At 68.4% G+C, this 17,997-nt stretch carries 19 protein-coding genes; 15 read left to right on the plus strand and 4 right to left on the minus strand.

Features of this window, described 5'->3' with window-relative positions:
• The 6 genes from Manayef4_RS20080 to Manayef4_RS20105 form a co-directional block, all read left to right on the plus strand.
• Positions 1–345, plus strand: a 345-nt coding sequence (locus Manayef4_RS20080) for an SDR family oxidoreductase (RefSeq protein WP_139140158.1), incomplete at its 5' end; no start/stop codon positions are given.
• Positions 346–397: 52 nt separating this feature from the next.
• A complete protein-coding gene (locus tag Manayef4_RS20085) occupies positions 398–1,354 on the plus strand; it encodes an aromatase/cyclase (RefSeq protein ID WP_070132860.1) in 957 nt (318 codons plus the stop codon).
• Between the two features lie 67 nt (positions 1,355–1,421).
• Positions 1,422–2,555 carry a hydrolase gene (locus tag Manayef4_RS20090; RefSeq protein ID WP_070132862.1) on the plus strand — a complete coding sequence of 378 codons (1,134 nt, stop codon included), beginning with the start codon at positions 1,422–1,424 and terminating at the stop codon, positions 2,553–2,555.
• A 44-nt stretch (positions 2,556–2,599) separates the two neighbouring features.
• Entirely contained in the window at positions 2,600–3,052 is a 453-nt protein-coding gene (locus tag Manayef4_RS20095) for a nuclear transport factor 2 family protein (protein WP_070132863.1), read from the plus strand.
• Positions 3,053–3,101: 49 nt separating this feature from the next.
• A complete protein-coding gene (locus tag Manayef4_RS20100) occupies positions 3,102–4,166 on the plus strand; it encodes an LLM class flavin-dependent oxidoreductase (RefSeq protein ID WP_011438503.1) in 1,065 nt (354 codons plus the stop codon).
• 88 nt (positions 4,167–4,254) lie between these two features.
• On the plus strand, positions 4,255–5,226 hold the full coding sequence (locus Manayef4_RS20105; RefSeq protein ID WP_070132864.1) for a 3-hydroxyacyl-CoA dehydrogenase NAD-binding domain-containing protein: 972 nt from the start codon (positions 4,255–4,257) through the stop codon (positions 5,224–5,226).
• Positions 5,227–5,335: 109 nt separating this feature from the next.
• Here the strand turns inward: Manayef4_RS20105 and Manayef4_RS20110 are convergent, their stop codons facing one another.
• From Manayef4_RS20110 to Manayef4_RS20125, 4 genes are all read right to left on the minus strand, one after another.
• On the minus strand, positions 5,336–6,247 hold the full coding sequence (locus Manayef4_RS20110; RefSeq protein WP_083282588.1) for an SDR family oxidoreductase: 912 nt from the start codon (positions 6,245–6,247) through the stop codon (positions 5,336–5,338).
• Between the two features lie 238 nt (positions 6,248–6,485).
• The gene (locus Manayef4_RS20115) at positions 6,486–7,193 is read right to left on the minus strand and encodes a TetR family transcriptional regulator (RefSeq protein ID WP_070132866.1); all 708 of its coding nucleotides are present in this window, start codon (positions 7,191–7,193) and stop codon (positions 6,486–6,488) included.
• A gap of 193 nt (positions 7,194–7,386) precedes the next feature.
• Positions 7,387–7,839, minus strand: a complete 453-nt coding sequence (locus tag Manayef4_RS20120; RefSeq protein ID WP_175443439.1) for a nuclear transport factor 2 family protein — start codon at positions 7,837–7,839, stop codon at positions 7,387–7,389.
• 48 nt (positions 7,840–7,887) lie between these two features.
• Entirely contained in the window at positions 7,888–8,619 is a 732-nt protein-coding gene (locus Manayef4_RS20125) for a class I SAM-dependent methyltransferase (RefSeq protein WP_011438498.1), read from the minus strand.
• 294 nt (positions 8,620–8,913) lie between these two features.
• Between Manayef4_RS20125 and Manayef4_RS20130 the strand changes: the two genes are divergently transcribed.
• The 9 genes from Manayef4_RS20130 to Manayef4_RS20170 all read left to right on the plus strand — a co-directional run bounded on the left by Manayef4_RS20130 (position 8,914) and on the right by Manayef4_RS20170 (position 17,926).
• Positions 8,914–10,227, plus strand: coding sequence for an NDP-hexose 2,3-dehydratase family protein (locus Manayef4_RS20130; protein WP_070132870.1), 1,314 nt, complete (start codon positions 8,914–8,916; stop codon positions 10,225–10,227).
• Positions 10,224–10,640 (plus strand): flavin reductase family protein, encoded by a 417-nt coding sequence (locus tag Manayef4_RS20135; protein WP_023842034.1) that lies wholly within the window; start codon positions 10,224–10,226, stop codon positions 10,638–10,640. The genes Manayef4_RS20130 and Manayef4_RS20135 overlap by 4 nt, the downstream gene beginning before the upstream one ends.
• A gap of 816 nt (positions 10,641–11,456) precedes the next feature.
• Entirely contained in the window at positions 11,457–12,707 is a 1,251-nt protein-coding gene (locus Manayef4_RS20140; protein WP_070132872.1) for a helix-turn-helix transcriptional regulator, read from the plus strand.
• 324 nt (positions 12,708–13,031) lie between these two features.
• Positions 13,032–13,367 (plus strand): hypothetical protein, encoded by a 336-nt coding sequence (locus Manayef4_RS20145; protein WP_131728952.1) that lies wholly within the window; start codon positions 13,032–13,034, stop codon positions 13,365–13,367.
• A gap of 50 nt (positions 13,368–13,417) precedes the next feature.
• A complete protein-coding gene (locus tag Manayef4_RS24540; RefSeq protein WP_139140159.1) occupies positions 13,418–14,254 on the plus strand; it encodes a hypothetical protein in 837 nt (278 codons plus the stop codon).
• Positions 14,255–14,484: 230 nt separating this feature from the next.
• Complete coding sequence (locus tag Manayef4_RS20155; RefSeq protein WP_139140160.1) at positions 14,485–15,054, plus strand: hypothetical protein; 570 nt, start codon at positions 14,485–14,487, stop codon at positions 15,052–15,054.
• A gap of 155 nt (positions 15,055–15,209) precedes the next feature.
• Positions 15,210–15,458 carry a hypothetical protein gene (locus Manayef4_RS20160; protein WP_011438491.1) on the plus strand — a complete coding sequence of 83 codons (249 nt, stop codon included), beginning with the start codon at positions 15,210–15,212 and terminating at the stop codon, positions 15,456–15,458.
• 43 nt (positions 15,459–15,501) lie between these two features.
• Positions 15,502–15,993, plus strand: coding sequence for a hypothetical protein (locus Manayef4_RS20165; protein ID WP_232235243.1), 492 nt, complete (start codon positions 15,502–15,504; stop codon positions 15,991–15,993).
• A gap of 493 nt (positions 15,994–16,486) precedes the next feature.
• Positions 16,487–17,926 (plus strand): replication initiator, encoded by a 1,440-nt coding sequence (locus Manayef4_RS20170; protein WP_070132877.1) that lies wholly within the window; start codon positions 16,487–16,489, stop codon positions 17,924–17,926.
• Positions 17,927–17,997 lie beyond the last annotated feature (71 nt).

The following is a 17,997-nucleotide window of genomic DNA, read 5'->3' on the forward strand; positions in this document are numbered from 1 at the left end:
ACGCTATCCGATCATCACCCACCAGCCCGCGAACGCCACACGATCACCGAACAAGATCTACAAGGCCGCCACCCAACCGACGTGAACAGCTACGGGATCACGGTGAACGCGGTCTGCCCCGGCTATGTCGAGACCCCGATGGCGCAGCGGCTCCGACAGGGGTATGCGGACGCATGGCAGATCTCCGAGCAGGAGGTACTGGACCGTTTCGAGGCGAAGATCCCGCTCGGCCGCTATTCGACGCCTGACGAGGTGGCCGGCATGGTCGGCTATCTGGTCTCGGACTCGGCCGCGTCGATCACAGCTCAGGCCATCAACGTCTGCGGTGGCCTCGGGAACTTCTGACTGTCGGGCCGGCTCGCCGGCCGGTTCCGGCGCGGCCCGGAGAGGGAGAGAAGTGGGACAGACAACGAACACCGCCGCTCGCGAGGTCGAGCACGAGGTGGAGATCGACGCCGAGGCCACGACGATCTACGGATTCATCGCGGACGTCACGCGGTGGCCGCTGATGTTCCCRCCCACCGTGCACGTCGAGCAGCGGGAGACGGGTCGGGGGACCGAGCGCATCCAGCTCTGGGCCCTCGCGAACGACGAGGTCAAGACGTGGACGTCACGGCGCTCGCTGGATCCGATCGGGCTGCGGGTGGAGTTCCGCCAGGAGGTGTCCGCGCCGCCGGTAGCGTCGATGGGCGGCGCCTGGATGATCGAGCCGCTGGCGTTGGACCGGTCACGGGTCCGTCTCCTGCACGACTACCGGGCCGTCAACGACGATCCGGCGGCCCTGGAGTGGATCGAGCAGGCGGTTGACCGCAACAGCCGGTCGGAGCTGGCGGCGCTGAAGCAGAACGCGGAGCTGGCCGCGGCCCGCTCCGATCTGCTCCTCGACATCGACGACACGGTGCAGATCAACGGGGCCGCCGCGGACGTCTACGACTTCCTCAACGAGGCGCAGCTGTGGGAGGGCCGCCTGCCGCATGTCGCGCGGGTCACGCTGACGGAGGACGTCGCCGGCATCCAGGTTCTGGAGATGGACACCCGCTCGAAGGACGGGTCGTCGCACACCACCAGATCGGTGCGGGTGTRCCTGCCCCACCGGAAGATCGTCTACAAGCAGACCGTGCTGCCGGCCCTCATGACGATGCACACGGGGCAGTGGCTCCTGGAGCCCGGCGCGGATGGCGTGCGGGCGACCTCACGGCACACGGTCGCGATCAACGAGGCGGRCATCGGCGCGGTCCTCGGAGGAGACGCGACGGTGTCGGACGCCCGGGACTTCGTGCGCACCGCGTTGAGCACCAACAGCTCGGCGACCCTCGCGCACGCGAAGGAGTACGCGGAGCGCGCACGACGCTGAGCGGGCCCGTCACGGCCGACCTCTCGCAGGCCCGCAGGTCGGGGTTCGACCCTTTAGGAGGTGCCTGATGGCAGGGGCATCGGCGGCTTTCCTGCGCGCCGGCGCCGTCGAAGCCGCATCGACGGCGGCACGCCACGCCGAGGAGGCGGACGAGCGCCGGGTTCTGCATCCGGACGTGGTGAAGTCGTTGGTCGCCGCCGGTTTCGCGCGGCATCTCGTGCCGACCCGGTGGGGCGGTTGCGACGGGGCGGTGCTGGAGCTCCTCGACGCGCTCGCGCTGGTCGGCGCCGGCTGCGCCGCGGCGGCGTGGTGCGCGGCGGTGACCGCCGGTGCCGCCCGCATGGGCGCCTACCTGCCCGAACAGGGCCAGGCCGAGCTGTGGTCCGACGGGCCGGACGCGTTCGTGGTGGGCGCGCTCCAGCCGGCCGGCACGGCCCGGCTCGACCACCGCGGCTGGCTGCTGCGCGGCGAGTGGGCCTTCACCAGCGGGGTGGACTTCGCCGACTGGGCCCTGGTCGCGGCGGACATCGGCGGCCAGGCGGAACCGCAGCCGTGGTTCTTCGCCGTGCCGCGCGCCGACTTCACCATCACGGACACCTGGTTCAGCACCGGCATGCGTGGCACGGGCAGCAACACGCTCGTCCTGGACGGCGTGTTCGTCCCCCCACACCGGGCATTCGACCGCGCGGAACTGATGCGCGGCCGACCGGTGGGGTCCGCCGCGGCCTGCCACCGGGTGCCGCACCGCGCGATCAGCGGTGTGCTGTTCGCCAGCCCGGCACTCGGCGCGGCGCGTGGTGCCCACCGCTCGTGGGCGCGGCGGATCACTGAGGGGGGCGGGTGGCCCGGCGGATCCCCGACGCGGCGGGCGGCGGCGCACCTGACTGCCGCCCGGGTCGCCGGGGAGATCGACATCGCCGAACTCCTGCTACGGCGCGCGGCGGCGGTGTGTGACAGCGGCCCGGTGCACCCGGCGGAGACGCTGCGCAACGCGCATGACTGCGCGCTGGCGGCGGATCGGCTGGTCGGGGCGGTGGAGACCCTGTTCCGCACGGCGGGGTCGCGCGGCCAGCTGATGAACAGMGCGCTCCAGCGGTTCTGGCGGGATGTCCACAGTCTCGCCAGCCACGTGGCGCTGCAGCTCGAACCGAGCGCCGGAGCATACGGGGAATTCCTGCTCGACGGTGGCCTRCCGGCCTGACCTGGCCACCGGTCCCGAACACCTTCGACCCGAGGGGGCTCTTCATGACCCAGCAGGCCTCGCCTACCGCCTCGTTCGCGCCGGCGGAGCTGTACACGCAGGTTCTTCAATTCTACGCCCACCAGATGGGCCTCCTCGACGAGCGGCAGGCGGACAGCTGGGCGGACACCTTCGCCGAGGACGCGGTCTTCCAGGAGGCCGCACGTATGGATCCGCTGCTCGGCCGGCCGGCCATCCGAGCCTCGGCACGTGCCAGCGTCGAGCGGGCCGCCGCGAGCGGTCTGCAGGTGCGGCACTGGATCGRCATGCTCCAGGTGCGTCCCGGCCCGAACGGAACCGTCGACACCCGCTGCTACGCGCTGGCGATGCGCACGCCCAAGGGCGGCGAGCTGGAGCTGTTCGCCAGTGTCGTCTGCGCGGACCATCTTGTTCCGACCCGCGGTGGCTGGATGGTGCGCCATCGCGACCTGACCCATGACGGATTCGCGCCAGCCTGAACCGAGCGGAGCGGCGACGAACGACGCGGCCAGGCGAGAGTGAGAGACCGTGAAGATCGGAATCGTCTTCTTTCCCACCGTCGGCCCGCGAGACAAAAGTGCCCAGGACTACTTTGACGAGGCCCTCCACCTGGTGGACCTCGCCGAGGATCTCGGCTTCGACCACGTCAAGATGGTGGAGCACTACTTCTTTCCGTACGGCGGTTACAGTCCCGACCCGGTGACCTTTCTCGCGGCGGCGGCGGGCCGCACCCGTCGGGTGCGGCTGGGAACCAGTGCGACGATCCCGGCATTCGTCCATCCGGTAAAGCTCGCCGGGAAGCTCGCGATGCTCGACAACATCTCCCACGGGCGCCTGGACGCCGCCTTCGGGCGGGCGTTCCTGCCAGACGAGTTCCGGGCCTTCGGTATCTCCCTCGACGAGAGCCGGTCCCGGTTCACCGAGGGCGTCGAGGCCGTGAAGTTGCTGTGGACCACCGAGAACGCCGAGTGGAACGGCGCGTTCCACCGCTTTGGACCGGTGACGCTGCTGCCCCGGCCCGTGCAGCAGCCGCACCCACCGGTCTTTGTCGCCTCGGCACGCAGCCTCGACTCCGTCGCCGCGGCGGCGAGGTCCGGGCACCATCTGCAGACCGTCCCCAACGCGATGTCGGTGGCGGAGCTCGGCGAGCGGATCGGGCTGTTCCGCTCCACCTGGTCGGCCGCCGGCCATCGTGCCGCACCACAGATCCAGCTTTCCTTCCCCTGCGTGGTGAGCGATTCACCGGACGAGGCGCGGCGGAAGGGGAGGCTCGACGAACAGCGGAACACCGCCGCGATCAGTGCGGCGGTTCGATCCTGGCAGTCGACGTCGAGCAGTGCCTATCCCGGCTACGAGAGCCTCGCGAACATCGGCGGTCGTGACGCCTTCGATGACAAGCTCGCCGACGACAAGCTTCTGGTCGGCTCACCGGACGAGGTGCTGGGCCAGCTTGAACGCGTCGCCGCGCGCTGCGGTGACGACATCGTCATCAGCCTGGGTGTCCATTCCGGACATCTGTCGGTGCGTGACGCCGACACGACAATGCGCCTGCTCGCCGAGCAGGTGTTCCCGAAGCTGCTGACATCCGGCTGACCACTGGTGCGAAGGCGGCGGGCCGACGACAGCCCTCCGGCCTGGCGCCGCTCTGGTGCCTGGGAGACAGCGCGACAAGGAGGAAGCCATGACCACGGACGTGGGCGCCGAGCGGGGCCGGGTCGCCGTGATCGGCGCCGGCTCGATCGGGCTTGGATGGATCACTCTGTTTCTGGCCCACGGGTATCGGGTGCGGGTCAACAGCACCCGCAGCAACATCGAGACGGTCATCCACGATGCGCTGCGGCTGTTCACCCCGGGGCTGCCCGGCGCATCGCGGGACCCCGCGGACCTCGCCGGACGGCTGGAGATCGAGCCGGACCTGGAGCGGGCGGTCGCGGACGTGGCGGTCGTCCAGGAGAACACACCCGAGAACCTGGAGATCAAGCAGGATCTGTTCGCCCGGCTGGAGAAACACGCCGCGGCCGGAACGCTGCTGCTGTCGTCGACCTCGACGATGCTGCCGGCCGACCTGGGCGCCCGCATGGACAACCCGAGCCACCTCATCGTCGGTCATCCGTTCAACCCACCACACGTRATACCGCTGGTGGAGGTGGTGGGAGACACAACCTCGGACCCGGACGCGGTCAGCGCGGCTGCCGAGTTCTATCGCTCGGTCGGGAAGACTCCGGTGGTCCTGCGCCGGCCGATCGCCGCCTTCGCCGCGAACCGGCTTCAGTCAGCCCTCCTGCAGGAAAGTATTCACCTCGTCCGCGAGGGGGTGGTGACGGTGGCCGAGCTCGACGACATCGTGACCGGCTCCCTCGGCCCACGCTGGGCGACGGTTGGTCCCTTCCAGTCGTTCCACCTCGGCGGCGGGCCGGGGGGCCTGCGGAACTGGCTGGGCACACTCGRCAGCGGCCTGCAGCAGGGCTGGGCGGCGCTGGGACGGCCGGTGCTGGACGAGGACACCCTGGATCTGGTGCTGGACCAGACGGACCAGGCATTCGGCGGGATCGCCTACGAGGAACTCGCCGCGCGTCGGGACCGGCTGCAGAAGGCGGTGCTGGCTGCGGTCGCCAGTGCCGACGACGCGCCACCGCCCCGGTCTGGCTCCTGAGCCGAGCGTCCGCGGCTCCCCGCGGCGCTTCCCCGGCCGCCGCGATGCCGCCCCGGCCGCGAGGAGCCGCCGGCACCGTGCCCGGGGCGGTCTCACCGCTCCGGGCCTGTCAGCTGGCGAAATCCGTCGTCCGCGCCAGCGCATCCCACCGCTCCCATTCCGCGAGCCGCTCGCGGTACACCTGCGGCGCGAGGTCGGCCGCGCTGTTGCCGAGCAGGATCCGCAGCGGTGGCTGCGCGGCGTCGACGACGGTCCGCAGCGCCTTGCCCAGCCTGTGGGGATCACCAGGCTGGACGTGCGCGTACACCCCGGACATGCCGTGCCGACGCCGGGCGAGCACGTCGTCGTACTCGGTCATCGGCGTCGCCCGCTCCATGCTGGAGGCGCTCCAGTCGGTCCGGAACTCGCCCGGCTCGACGATCGTCACACGGATGCCGAAATCGGCGACCTCGTGTGCCAGAGTCTCGCTCATGCCTTCGAGCGCCCACTTGCTGGCGTGGTACATGCCGATGTTAGGATAGGTCGCCACGCCGGCGATGCTGGACATCTGAAGAATGTGGCCGCCACCCTGCCTGCGCATAACAGGCAGCACCGCCTGAGTGCACCACAATGCACCGAAGAAGTTGACGTCCAGCTGTGCGCGGGCCTGCTTCTCGGTGACTTCCTCGWCTGCACCCGAAAGCCCGTAGCCAGCGTTGTTCAGCAGTACGTCGATGCTTCCCGCAGCGGCGACCGCTCGGTCCACGACGTCGAACACCATTGACCGGTCGGTCACGTCCAGGGCGAACCGGAGAAGCTGGTCGGGATAYCGTTCAGCCAGCTCCTTGAGCGTGTCACGGTCGCGGGCCGTCGCGACGACCCGGTCGCCCGCGGCCAGCAGAACCTCGCTGGTGGCGCGGCCCAGTCCCCGCGAAGCCCCGGTGACCAGCCAGGTGCGGCGGACGGGGCMCGGTGGTGCGGCATCGCCCCGGCCGAGCGCCGAAGCCGGCTGAGGGCTGTGACCAGATTCCGTGTCTGACATGATCGCTCCATTCCCGATGCGGTCATGGCGGCGCCGGGCAGCGGCAGTGACCGGCGGTATCGCGTTAGGCGGAGAATTCGCGGATCCGACCGGGACCGGATTCCCCCCGGACCGGAATGCTGACAGGCGGGGTTACAGCGCCGCCGGACGTCCGGCCGCGGACAGCCCAGGGTTCGCTGGGGATCCGATGAAAGCTCGGTCGAGCGCGGGCGGACGATGCGGAGAACGAGCTGGTGGGTCAGTCGAGAGCATCGTCACCGTCATCGCCGGACGCCGGCCGGCGTACCCAGCGCTCGTCGAAGAGCAGGCTGGTCGGCGGGCTACCGGGCAGCGATGCTCGGGCCGGACCGTTCTCGGCACGCAGCCCGTCCAGCGCGATCGCGATGATGCGGGCCCGGGCCTGGGCCGCCGCCGCGAACAGATCGTCACGGGCGAGCCCGCGGACCTGCTCCAGCAGGTGCGACCGGCCGAGCTGCTCGATCAGCAGCGAGACGTCGAAATGGGATACGTCGCCCCGTAGGACCCCGGCCTGACGGGCACGCTCCACCAGCGCACCGAGCAGCTCGTCGCCGAGGTCCGCCGCGGCCTGCATCTGCTCGGTCACCTCGATGGTGCCGGCGATCGGCGCGAGCGAGCCCTGGCCGAACTCGATACGGCCACGGACGAACTCCGCCAGCCCCGTCCAGGGGTCGTCGATGGCGAGGGCGCTCTCGGCGGCCGCGTTCCAGCTTTCGAGCGACAGCATCGACAGCCGTTGGAACAGCTCTTCCTTGGTGCGGTAACGCCGGTAGAGACTGCCGATCCCGACGCCGGCGCGGGCAGCGATCGCGGCGACCGACGCATGGGCTCCGTCAGCCGCCAGAACCTGGCGAGCCGCATCGAGCAGCGCCCTGTCGTTGCGCTCCRCCTCCGCATGCCGCGGGGCACGCGTCGGGCGCCCGGCCATGTCGGCATCCTATCCCTTGCGGAGTAATCCGCTCCGTTATAGGCTCCGACGGAGCGATTTGCTCCGTTTGAAAACCCGCCGGGAGCGCCCCCGGCACCTCGGGAAGGATGTGCGCACGGCCGCTCCGGGACGACGCCCACCGGAGGTGGACCCCGTCCGGCCGCCGACATCAGGCCAGGGCCGGCGGCGGACCTCACCGGGGTTCACTATCCGCCGCCAGATAGCGATGACAGACCCGCCAGCCGTCCACTCCGCGCACGAGGTGATCGAAGCAACGCACGTGGCCGCGCAATGCCAAGGGGYCGCCATACGGAGTGACGGTCGGAAAAGCGTAGCTGCGCGCGCGTACGCTGCCGTCCGGCTGCCACCGCACGTCGAGCATCCCGAGCCAGTGCCGGATATCGAGCGGACCGGCGGCATGGATACGCGCTACGCCATCCCGAAGCGAGCCAAGGATGGCCACATGCCCTATATCCGGCGCGTCCTGCAGGTTCGAGTCCAGGACGGCGTCGGCCGTGAACGTGCGCACCCAGCCGTCCGGGTCAGGGTCGGCGCCGTCCAGCAGGCTCATCTGCGCCGCGTAGAACTGCAGGATCTCGTGATAGATCTCGGCCGAAGGAACGGAGGTGAGGAGCTCCGAGGACACCGTCATCTTCTCGCCTTTCTATCAGTGCTATCGTCCGCGTCGAATCAGTCAGACCCTAATGCCGACGAACAGCCCGGGTCCACCGTCGACGGCGATGAGCTCCGCCTTGAGGTCCGCCTGGGCGAACGCCTCCTCGTACTGGCCCCGGGTGAACAGGGTCAGCAGGTCGATCTCCTTGATATGGCTGACACCGTCGGCGCCGGCCAGCAGGTAGTGCAGTTCCATGCGGGTCTGGTCACCCACGCGGGTCGAGTGGGAGACACGGGTTATCGCCCGGTTTCCCTCGGACACCGCGTGCGCCGCGACATAACCATCCAGAAACGTGTCCGGAAAATACCACGGCTCGATGACGACGGTGCCGTCCGGCGACAGGTGCGAGGCCATGCAGCGCAGCGCGGCCGCCAGGTCCTCGAAAGTGCGCAGATAGCCGATGGAGCTGAACATGCAGACGACCGCGTCGAAGGTCCKGCCAACCCACAGGCTACGCATGTCGGCCTGCAGCAGCGGCCGGCCGGGGAGCCGCCGGCCGGCGACCGAGAGCATCGGCTTCGACAGGTCGGTCCCCGCTACGTCGGCGAAGAGCGTCGCGAAGTGCTCCAGGTGGTTTCCGGTGCCGCAGGCCACATCGAGCAGGCTGCGTGCGTCGGGCGTGCGGGTCCGGACCAGCTCGGCGACCCGCCGGGCCTCCGCCGCGTAGTCCTTCCGGCTGCGGTAAAGGACGTCATACATCTCGACAGCTCGGTTGTCCTCGTACACGGCGACCCCATCCGCTGGATTCACAGGCGCCGGCCGCTCCTGGCGCGGCCCGCTCTGCCGTATTCTGCGAAACACCGCTGGAGGAACGCTTGACGTTTGATTGGGCAGCACGCCGGAACCACCGGGACGGCCCCGCGGCGRCATCACCCACCGCCGCGCACCGGCGCACGCAGCCACCCGACGCACCGGGTTTAGTGGTTCTTGAGCGGGTCTCCGCGGCTCTTCAAGCCGCTCCGGCCAGACTGGGCCTCGACTGACGAGCGCCCGACATGTGCCCTGCCATCCGTAGGCATCAAGTCGACGATGGGAGAAAGACCCGTGTTCCAGCAGCTGTCAGATTTCCACGAATGGTTCAAGCAGAGAGCTGAAGCGAACACCTACCAGATATCCGTCGTCGCGCTCGACCAGCTTGACGGATGGGGCTTCGACGGTGATTCAGGGAATCTCTCGCATCGTTCGGGGAAGTTCTTCTCGATCGAGGGGATAGAGGTCGCCACGGACCACCGCGAGGTGCCGACCTGGAGCCAGCCGATCATCCTGCAGCCAGAGATCGGCATACTCGGAATCCTGGTCAAGAGCTTCGCCGGGGTGCCGCACTGCCTGATGCAGGCGAAGATGGAGCCGGGCAACATCAACGGGCTGCAGATCTCACCCACCGTCCAGGCCACCCGCAGCAATTACACCCGGGTGCACGGCGGAAGCTCGGTGCCCTACCTGGAGCACTTCCTCGCGCCGCGGGCCGGACGGGTCGTCTTCGACTCCCTGCAGTCCGAGCAGGGCTCGTGGTTCCTCAACAAGCGAAACCGGAACATGATCGTCGCGGTGGACGACGATGTCGAGGTCCGTGACGACTTCTGCTGGCTGAGCGTACCCCAGCTGCGGGAGCTGGTGCACGCGGAGAACATCGTCAACATGGACTCCCGGACGGTGCTGTCCGGCATGTCATTCCTCACCGGCGACACCGGTGGGGGCGAGGCGTTGCACACCACCCACGAGCTGCTGAGCTGGTTCACGGAGGTCAAGGCGCGGTATCGGCTCGACCGTCAGGTCATCCGGCTGTCGGAGGTCAAGGACTGGATCCGGTCGAGTGATCGGATCTCCCACGAGCTGGAGCTGTTCTTCAACGTCATCGGCGTCAGCGTCCGCGCCARCAACCGTGAGGTCATGAGCTGGTCGCAGCCGATGTTCCAGCCGACCTGCCAGGGCGTCATCGCCTTCGTGACCAGGTGGATCAAGGGCGTCCGGCACCTGCTGGTGCACGCCCGGACTGAGCCCGGAACGGGCGACGTCGTGGAGATGTCGCCCACCGTCAACTGCTCACCAGAAAACTACCGCGGCCTCGGTCGCGACCAGCAGCCGCCGTTCCTCGACTTCGTGCTCGCCGCGCCACCCGAGCGGATCCTCGTCGACGTGGTGCACTCGGAGGAGGGCGGACGCTTCTACCACGCCGAGAACCGGTACCAGCTCGTCGAGGCCGACGAGGACTTCCCGCTCGAGGTACCGCCGGACTTCGTCTGGATGACGGTGTCGCAGCTCACGAGCTTCGTGCCGTACGGCAACCATGTCAACGTCGGCGCGCGTTCCCTGCTGACCTGCATCACGCGGCGCCCGGACCTGGAGGAGGCGGCGTGACCGTCCCGGGTGGCGGCACAGGCATGCCAGCGCTCACCCGCACGGCGACAGGGACGGTGGCTCGGGGCGCCGGCCCCGACCCCGACCAGCTCCGGGAGGCGCTGGCCCATTTCCCCAGCGGAGTCGTCATCGTCACCACCCGGAGCGAAACCCGCACGCCGCACGGGTTCACCGCGAGCTCGTTCTGCGCGGTGTCCCTGGAGCCGCCGCTGGTGTCGGTGTGCCTGGCCCGGGCGGCACGCTGCCATCCGGCGTTCGGCGGCGGCGACCGGTTCACCGTCAACATGCTCCGGCCAGGGCACGTCGAACTGGCGAGGCGGTTCGCGCGCAGTACCGGCGACAAGTTCGAGGACGGATCGTTCCGGTGCACGCAACAGGCTGGCGAACTTCATTTTTCACGGACTTCTGGCTGAGCTGATCTCCTCCGTCGGGCGGGCAGGCTGCGCCTTACCCCGGGTTCTCCTGGCTGTGCAAGAGCGCCGACGTTCCGGCCGTGCCTGCTGGGTGCCGTGCGCTCTTGCACGGTCGGGAGGTTCTGGGGTAACCCCTCGGGTGTCCGCCCGGCGGAGGAGATCAGCGGTCCCGCGCGCCCGGCTCCTGGTGACCGGCGGCRGCTCCCCCTCCTCCAGAGGAAGGGCCGGGGTCCGGGGCGGCGCCCCGTTGCTCTTGCCTGACAGATGCTCGCGCCTTGTAGTATGAGCCGGTGTATCGGCGCCCTTGGGATCGCGTTCCGCGAAGTGCGGTCGCAAGGTGCTTTCTAGCCGTTCTGGCCACGCTTATGGCCGGATGCGCGGGCTACGATGCGCCTCCGACGATCTTTCAAGCGATCTGTCTTGTGCTGGCTGCTGCGTTTACTGGTGCGGCGGCTGTGGATCTGCCGGCCGCTGGCGCCCTTCAAAAAAAGCCTGAAATTCGCACGCTCTGTTGCGTATTTTCGTCCCCACGCTCGCGGGGGTAATGGACCCGCGACGCTCCGACGCGACGAACGGGCGGCCGGTCCGACGCGCCCGGGTGGGGTGCCGACCGGAGGGAGGCGGGGCCCCATCCCGGTGCGCGGCCGGGCCGGCCGGGGTCCTGTTCGGCGTGGCGTGTGCGGCGCCCTCGGCCTCGACGTCCGGCTTGGTCAGGATGTGGGGGTTGCCGCCCCGGAGGGGCGGCCTTGAAACCGTAGAGATAATTAGCGAGGATCATCATCAAAGGGTTTTTCGCTGCGTGCGAAGGGAGTTGGTATGGCGATCGTTGGCGGGACGGGTTCGGATGACGCGCTGTCCGTCGGTCGACGGCTGAAGGTTCTGCGCACGCGGCGGGGGATGACKCGGGAGGTTCTGGGCGGGCTGGTCGGTCGCTCGGCGTCGTGGGTGAAGGCGGTGGAGACGGGTCGGTTGGCTGCTCCGAAGTTGTCGATGTTGCTTCGGTTGGCGGAAGCACTCAGGGTGCGTGACCTTGCGGAACTGACGGGTGGTCAGTCGATCCCGGTGGTGTTGTTCTCCGGCCCAGGGCATGATCGGCTCACTGCTGTGCGGGCTGCTGTCAACAGGTTGCCGGTCTCAGCCGCCGATCAGCCTGCGCCCTCGGTTGCAGATCTACGGGGGCGGGTGACCTGGGCCTGGAGGGCGAGGCATGCGGCGCCGAATCATCGGGAGGTTCTCGGGGGGCTGTTGCCCGGGCTTCTGGATGACGCGCAACGCACTGCCCGCGCGGAGGCGGACGGTCCGCAGCGCCGTGCKGCGCTGGCCGTGTTGGCGGAGGTGTACGCGCTGACGCAGTTTTTCGTGTCCTACCAGCCCGCACAGGATCTAGTCTGGCGGGTGGCGGAACGTGGTGTCTCGACCGCGCTGGACTCGGACGACCTGCATGCGGTCGGGGTGGCAGCCTGGCTGATGACACAGGCGCATCGTGAGGCCGGGGACTGGGATGCAGCGGACGTCGTGGCCAGTCAGGCGACGGYGCTACTGCGGGACAGCCTGTCCAGCGATGACGCCACTGACGACGTGGCGGCGCTGTGGGGAGCGTTGCAGYTCGAGAGCGGCTACACGGCGGCGCGGCGTGGCGAGATCGGGAACGCTTGGAGGTACTGGGACGCGGCGGACGCCGTCGCGCGGCGACTGCCGGACGACTACTTTCATCCTGTCACGTCGTTTTCGCAGACGGTCATGCAYGCGCACGCCGTGACGGTTGCGGTCGAGCTGCGACAGAGTGGTGAGGGCGTACGACAGGCGGAACGGTGGCGCGCGGCGGTGATCCCGTCCCATCCGCGGCAGGCGCGGCATTGGATCGAGCAAGCACGGGCTTACCAGATCGACAGGAAGTACGACGAAGCGCTTCGTCTCCTCGATCACGCCTACGACTCGGCGCCGGAGAYGATCCGGTACAACGGCCACGCGCGGCGGATCATTCTGGAAGAGCTGGACGCGCGGGATGGACGGCGTCGAGAGCAGGCAAGCGAGCTGGCCCGGAAGGTGGGTCTGTTGGGGGTATAGACAGTACCCTCCGGATGCGCTCCGTGGCTCTACCTTCACTGCATGGCAGATACGACCGGCGCCGTTCAGGCGGCGCGACCCTGTAGGCCGGTCCGGTTGCCAGGTGCGGCAGTCACGTTGGCCGCTGGCCCTGGGGGGATCGTCACGGCTGTGACCGTCGACTCGGACGGCGAAGCGAGTCCTGACCGCTCAGTGATGGTGGAGTTCCCTCGCGTACCGCTGCCGGGTGTGGCAGGGGTGTTGGTCGGATCCCGGCCTCGGCCAGTGGCGGGCGGCGGGCTTCGGGCGGACGTGGAGTTCGTCGAAAGGCCCCGGGCAGAACTGGTGCGGGTTGCGCTGGGCATGGCCGGCCTGCCGCGTGTGGGTTCTGTGGTGGTCTGCCCGCCGGGAGCGCCGCCGGGTCGTATGGCGTTGGCGTTCGTGGTGGCGGGACTGCTGCGGGAGCGGTGCACGCCGCCGGCTGCGGTGGTGACGTGCGCGGCACGCCCGACGTTGGGGGTCGGCAAGGTCGGGGTCCCGCATGAGGTGCGGGTAGAGACCGACGGTGACGTTCTCTGCGAGATCGTCTACCAGGTCATTGAGGCTGATCAGGTGTCGAGCTGGCTGGCGGGATGGCGGCGACCAACCCGACCGATCCTCTCGTCGGTTGAGACACGGTGATACCGCTTCGCGCTCCGATAGATCATCGGACCCTTCCGGCCTGCTCGATCGTGGTCACCGACGCTGGTTTACTCATCGCGAAGATCGCCAGCATCGATAAGGACCTCTACGGCCTCGTCGCTTATGCCGCCGAAGTCGGCTATGGCACCGGGTTCAGCCTCTGGGGTAGACGGTGGAGCCGCGTTCTGARCCTGCCCGGGAAAGAGCATGACGACATCGTCGGACGGATCGCACCGGAAGTACTTCAGCCGAACTTGGGTAAAATGGTACGGGTAGAATCGGGGGYGATTATGGGTGTGCTCTCCACTCGGGATCCACAGTTGATCGACGAGCACCGGGAGACATTAGAATATCTGGCAGCTATTCTTGGCGTTTCCACTGCCGCGCTGGGAATTTACGGGTCCGCGATGTACAAGCCGGCCACGGAACGTGGCGATATCGATTTCGTGGTCTACGGAGAAGAGCAAGGGCGGCAGGCGTGGGAGAGGATTCAGTCAAGGCTCCCCCCGGTGCCCCGACGTAAAGCCGGAAGACCTTATCATCTGCATTTTCCGCATTTGGACGGCTCGGTCTACCTTGATCCGCGTCTTATCCGCTCTGATGCCGATACCGTTGCCCTCGTCCGCGCACGATCTATGATCAGTCCCRGTGCAGCCCTGGATCGTCTCGCGGTGACTGCGGCTCGCGACGCCTTCTACTATCCGGCGCGGTACCAACTCGAAGACGGCTCCGTGTTGCTGAGCTACCGGCTCGGTCACTGCGCACTCCTCAAGCCTGGTGACCGAATCTCGGCAGCTCCGCTTCCCACGGTCCACTTCGATGGTGTGCCACACCGTATAGTCCTACGTTACGAACACCTGACGATCCACGCGGGGGCGGAGCYGTGATGGGCAACGCGACTGACCATCTCGATGAGGCGGCGCGACGTCTCCGCGCTGCCCCGGCMGGGCCCATCCRCCTCGGGATCGGTGGCCGTTCTATCGGATGTGTGGCCGACGTCGACGGCGTACGCCGCTGGCTTCGGGTGGTGGYTGTACCCGAATCTGACGTACATCCGCTGGTCTGGACGGGCACCGCGACCGCTCACGCCCTTCCTCGGAGTGTGCGGCGTCCAGCCATGCAGGGGGGAACCGAATGGTATACGGGCGGGACACGAATCCGCGCTGAGGTCATCGACTATATCGAGGAAAAGGTCTGCTCTGATACCGAGGTCCTTCGTACCGAACTCGATCTGACGGCGGGCTGGTGGCGTTCTCTGCGTGCATCCCTGGACGCTCTCGCCRCACAGCCGACCGAGCGTGTTCCGCGAACTCAAGAGCAGTTGCGCCGTGTCCTCGTCCGGCTGTTCGGCCCCTCGATCGATCCCACGGTGGGAACCTGGGTCACCGCGCATGGTGACCTGCGGTGGTCCAACATCACTCGGCGGACTCCTTACCTGCTCGATTGGGAGTTCTGGGGCGCTGCGCCTGCGGGGGCGGATGCGGCCACCCTGTACTGCACAAGCCTCCTAGTCCCGACGGTCGCAGATCAGGTATACGACCAGTTCGGCGACGTACTGACGAGCCGTGACGGTCGCCTTTCTCAGCTCTGTGTCGCAGTTCAGCTTCTCCGTCACGCCGATCACGGTGATCTCGGCGATCCACTCCGCAAGCTGATTGACGGGATTTTGCCGACCCTCACCAACTGACGGATCCACGCACGAATTTTCGTGTTTTGGTCCGGCGTTGCTTTTTTCGGGCGTCGAGTGGCGGGTTTTCGTYGCCGGTGCCCATGTCGGGGAGTTCGACGACTGACAAATTCGGGAGGTGGCGATGAGGGACGAGGGCAGGGAGGACTTGGTAGATGACGATGATGACGGCTGGGGGTGGGATGACGACGACGGGTATCGGTCCGGGGCCAGGGAGCGTGATCGGCCCTGGTGGCCTGGTGACCCCGTTGGGGGCGTGGGCGTTGGTGGTGCCGGGGGTTCAGGTGGTGGCGCCGTTCGTGGATCTGCGTTGGATGGCGGACTACGCACGGATGCGGGGGATTCCGGCGACGGAGTATTGGGCTCTGCCGTTTCTGGGACGCCGGGTGGTGGCGGTCCTGTGACCGGCCTGGGTCGTCCGGGCTGGGAGGAGTCGTGAGAGGGTCGGTGGCGGTAGGGGCCGCGGGGTGGGAGTTTCACACCGGGCAACTTCCGGAGTTCCTGCTCCTGCCGTGTGACGGTCTGATCGTTGGTTCCTTCCCGGAGGCGGTGGAGGCGGACAGCGAGGCTCAGCAGATGCTGCTGTCCGATCAGATGGCGGTGGACGAGGACATCATGGTGGGGGCGAGCATCGGGATTGCACAGCTCGGCCCGGTGGGGCTGGTGGTGCTGCATCGCCGGTTCACGTCGCTGATGGCGTCGCGGGTCGCGTGGGCGGTGGGCATCCGGCTTCGGCGGGCGAGGCTTGCCGCCGGCGAGTCGCCTCGGGTCGTGATGGCGGGGTCGAAGCCGAACCCGGATGTGACTCCGGATGGGGTGACGTTCACGCTGCATCGGGTGCGGGTGTGTGACCATGAGGTGGTCTCGCTGATCGAGGTGTGGGAGGTGCACTTTCCCGCGCTGGTCCTGGCGGCGGGAGAGGACTCCGTGCTGCTGTAGGCGGTGACCGTGTCGAGCTGGCGGCCCTGAACGTGTCCGGCCCTTCCCCTCGTGGCCGACGTTCGGGGTCGCCGTTGTCGTGTTTGCTGGTTTCAGCCCGGACAGGTCGGGTATAGTAGGTATTGGCATTCGAGGGGCTACGGTCCCTGCGCCATGTAAGGCAGTACGCCATATAGACGGGCTGTCCACGTAGAGCCGCCTGGGAGCGGCAGGACCGGGCTCGGGCTGCTGCACCACAGACCGCGACTGTGGTCTGTGTCCAGTCGTGTTGACGTTTCCGTCTGGGGTGCAGATGTGCCGCATGTGGCGTGTCCTGTCGATGTTCAGGTTTTCGTGCGTTCACGGGTTGACCGGGTAGGTCCGGCTGGCGGTTGAGGTCCGCCGCTGCTGATCTTCCGGTCTTTTTCTGTTCCCGTTCTCGTTGTCCGTGTGGGCTGCGGCCGTCCTGTGGGTTTTTCCGGGTCGGGCTGGGCCTGTGCGGTGAAAGGACGCGGTGGTTTCCGTGGATGTGGGCGTGAGCCTGCCCGAAAACCGGCCGGTCGCGGGTGGGTGTTCCCGCCCGATCCGCCTGTCCGGCCATATTGATCATGTGGATGTCGGTACTGGTGAGGTCCGGCGGGCGTTTACCAGTGCCGGTGAGCCGGGCGGGGTGCTGCATGTGCGGTGCGGCAACCGGCGGGAGTCCGCGTGCCCGGCCTGTTCGGCGGTGTACAAGCGGGACGCGCGGCGGCTGGTCCTGGCCGGGCTGGCGGGTGGCAAGGGTGTGCCGGCATCGGTGTCGGATCATCCGGCGTGGTTCGTGACGTTGACCGCGCCGAGCTTCGGGCCGGTGCACTCACGGCGCCAGCGGGGCGGGAAGACGGGTCCGGTGCGGGCGTGTCATCCCCGGCGCGGTCTGTGTCCGCATGGGAAACCGGCGGGCTGTCATGAGCGGCACCATGAGGCGGATTCCCGGCTCGGGTCGCCGTTGTGCGCGGACTGTTACGCCTACGGCCGGTCGGTGGTCTGGAACGCGCTCGTCCCCCGGTTGTGGAAGGCCACCCGCGACGGCACGGAATCGGCGGTGGCGGCGGCAGCCGGGCTGACCGTGGCAGGGCTGCGCCGCGCGGCGCGGCTGTCGTTCGTGAAAGTCGCGGAGATGCAGGCGCGGGGCGTCGTCCACCTGCACGTAGTGATCCGGGTGGACGGTCCCGACGGGCCGGGCTCGGCTCCTCCGGCCTGGGCGGCCGGTGAGCTGGTCGCAGACGCGCTGCGCGGGGTCCTGAGCGTGGTGGCAGTACCGGCTCCGGATCCGGACGCGCTCACCCTTGACACCACCGCCGTTGCGGATGACGGCTGGGCGGTGCGCTGGGGCGCACAGGTCGATATCCGCCGGATCGCGTTGGAGGGGCCGGCGGATGTGTCCCGGGTCAGTAACTACCTGGCGAAGTACATCACCAAGTCCGCGGCGGCGGGTGGTGAGTTGGATCATCCGGTGCGGTCGCTGGCCGCACTCGGCCGGCTGACGCTGCCCCCGCATCTGCGCCGGCTGGTGGAGACGTGCTGGCGCCTCGGCCACGATCCGGTGTTCGCGGTGGCGTTGGATGCGGCACTCGGCCGGGACTCCGGTGACATCCCGCGGTTGGTCCGCTGGGCCCATCAGGCGGGATTTGGTGGTCACTGGCTGTCAAAATCACGGGCCTACTCGACCACGTTCACCGCGTTGCGGACGGTGCGGCGGGTGTGGTCGCGCRCGATCGGTGCGGCGATGGCGGGCCGGGTGCCGGTGGATGCGTTCGGTCGTCCGGACGGCGATCCCGACACAGTGATCCTCGGGGCGTGGACCTACGCGGGGCGTGGTCTGTATGCCGGGGATCACGGTGATGATCCACCCGACGGGATGTCGGTGCCGGCGGCTGGGTCGGGTTCTGACGTGTGGCTGGCCGGGCTATGAGCAGCGAAGCTTCTGTTCAGCTCTCGTTGTTCGATGACACCACCGACGATGCCGGCACCGGCGCCTGTGAT

Origin of the sequence: Frankia sp. CgMI4 (genome assembly GCF_001756285.1) — a bacterium.
Lineage (GTDB): Bacteria > Actinomycetota > Actinomycetes > Frankiales > Frankiaceae > Frankia > Frankia casuarinae.

Coding starts and splice junctions, on each gene's coding strand:
- Manayef4_RS20160 (WP_011438491.1), top strand. CDS start 15,210: ATGACGATGATGACGGCTGGGGGTGGGATGACGACGACGGGTATCGGT.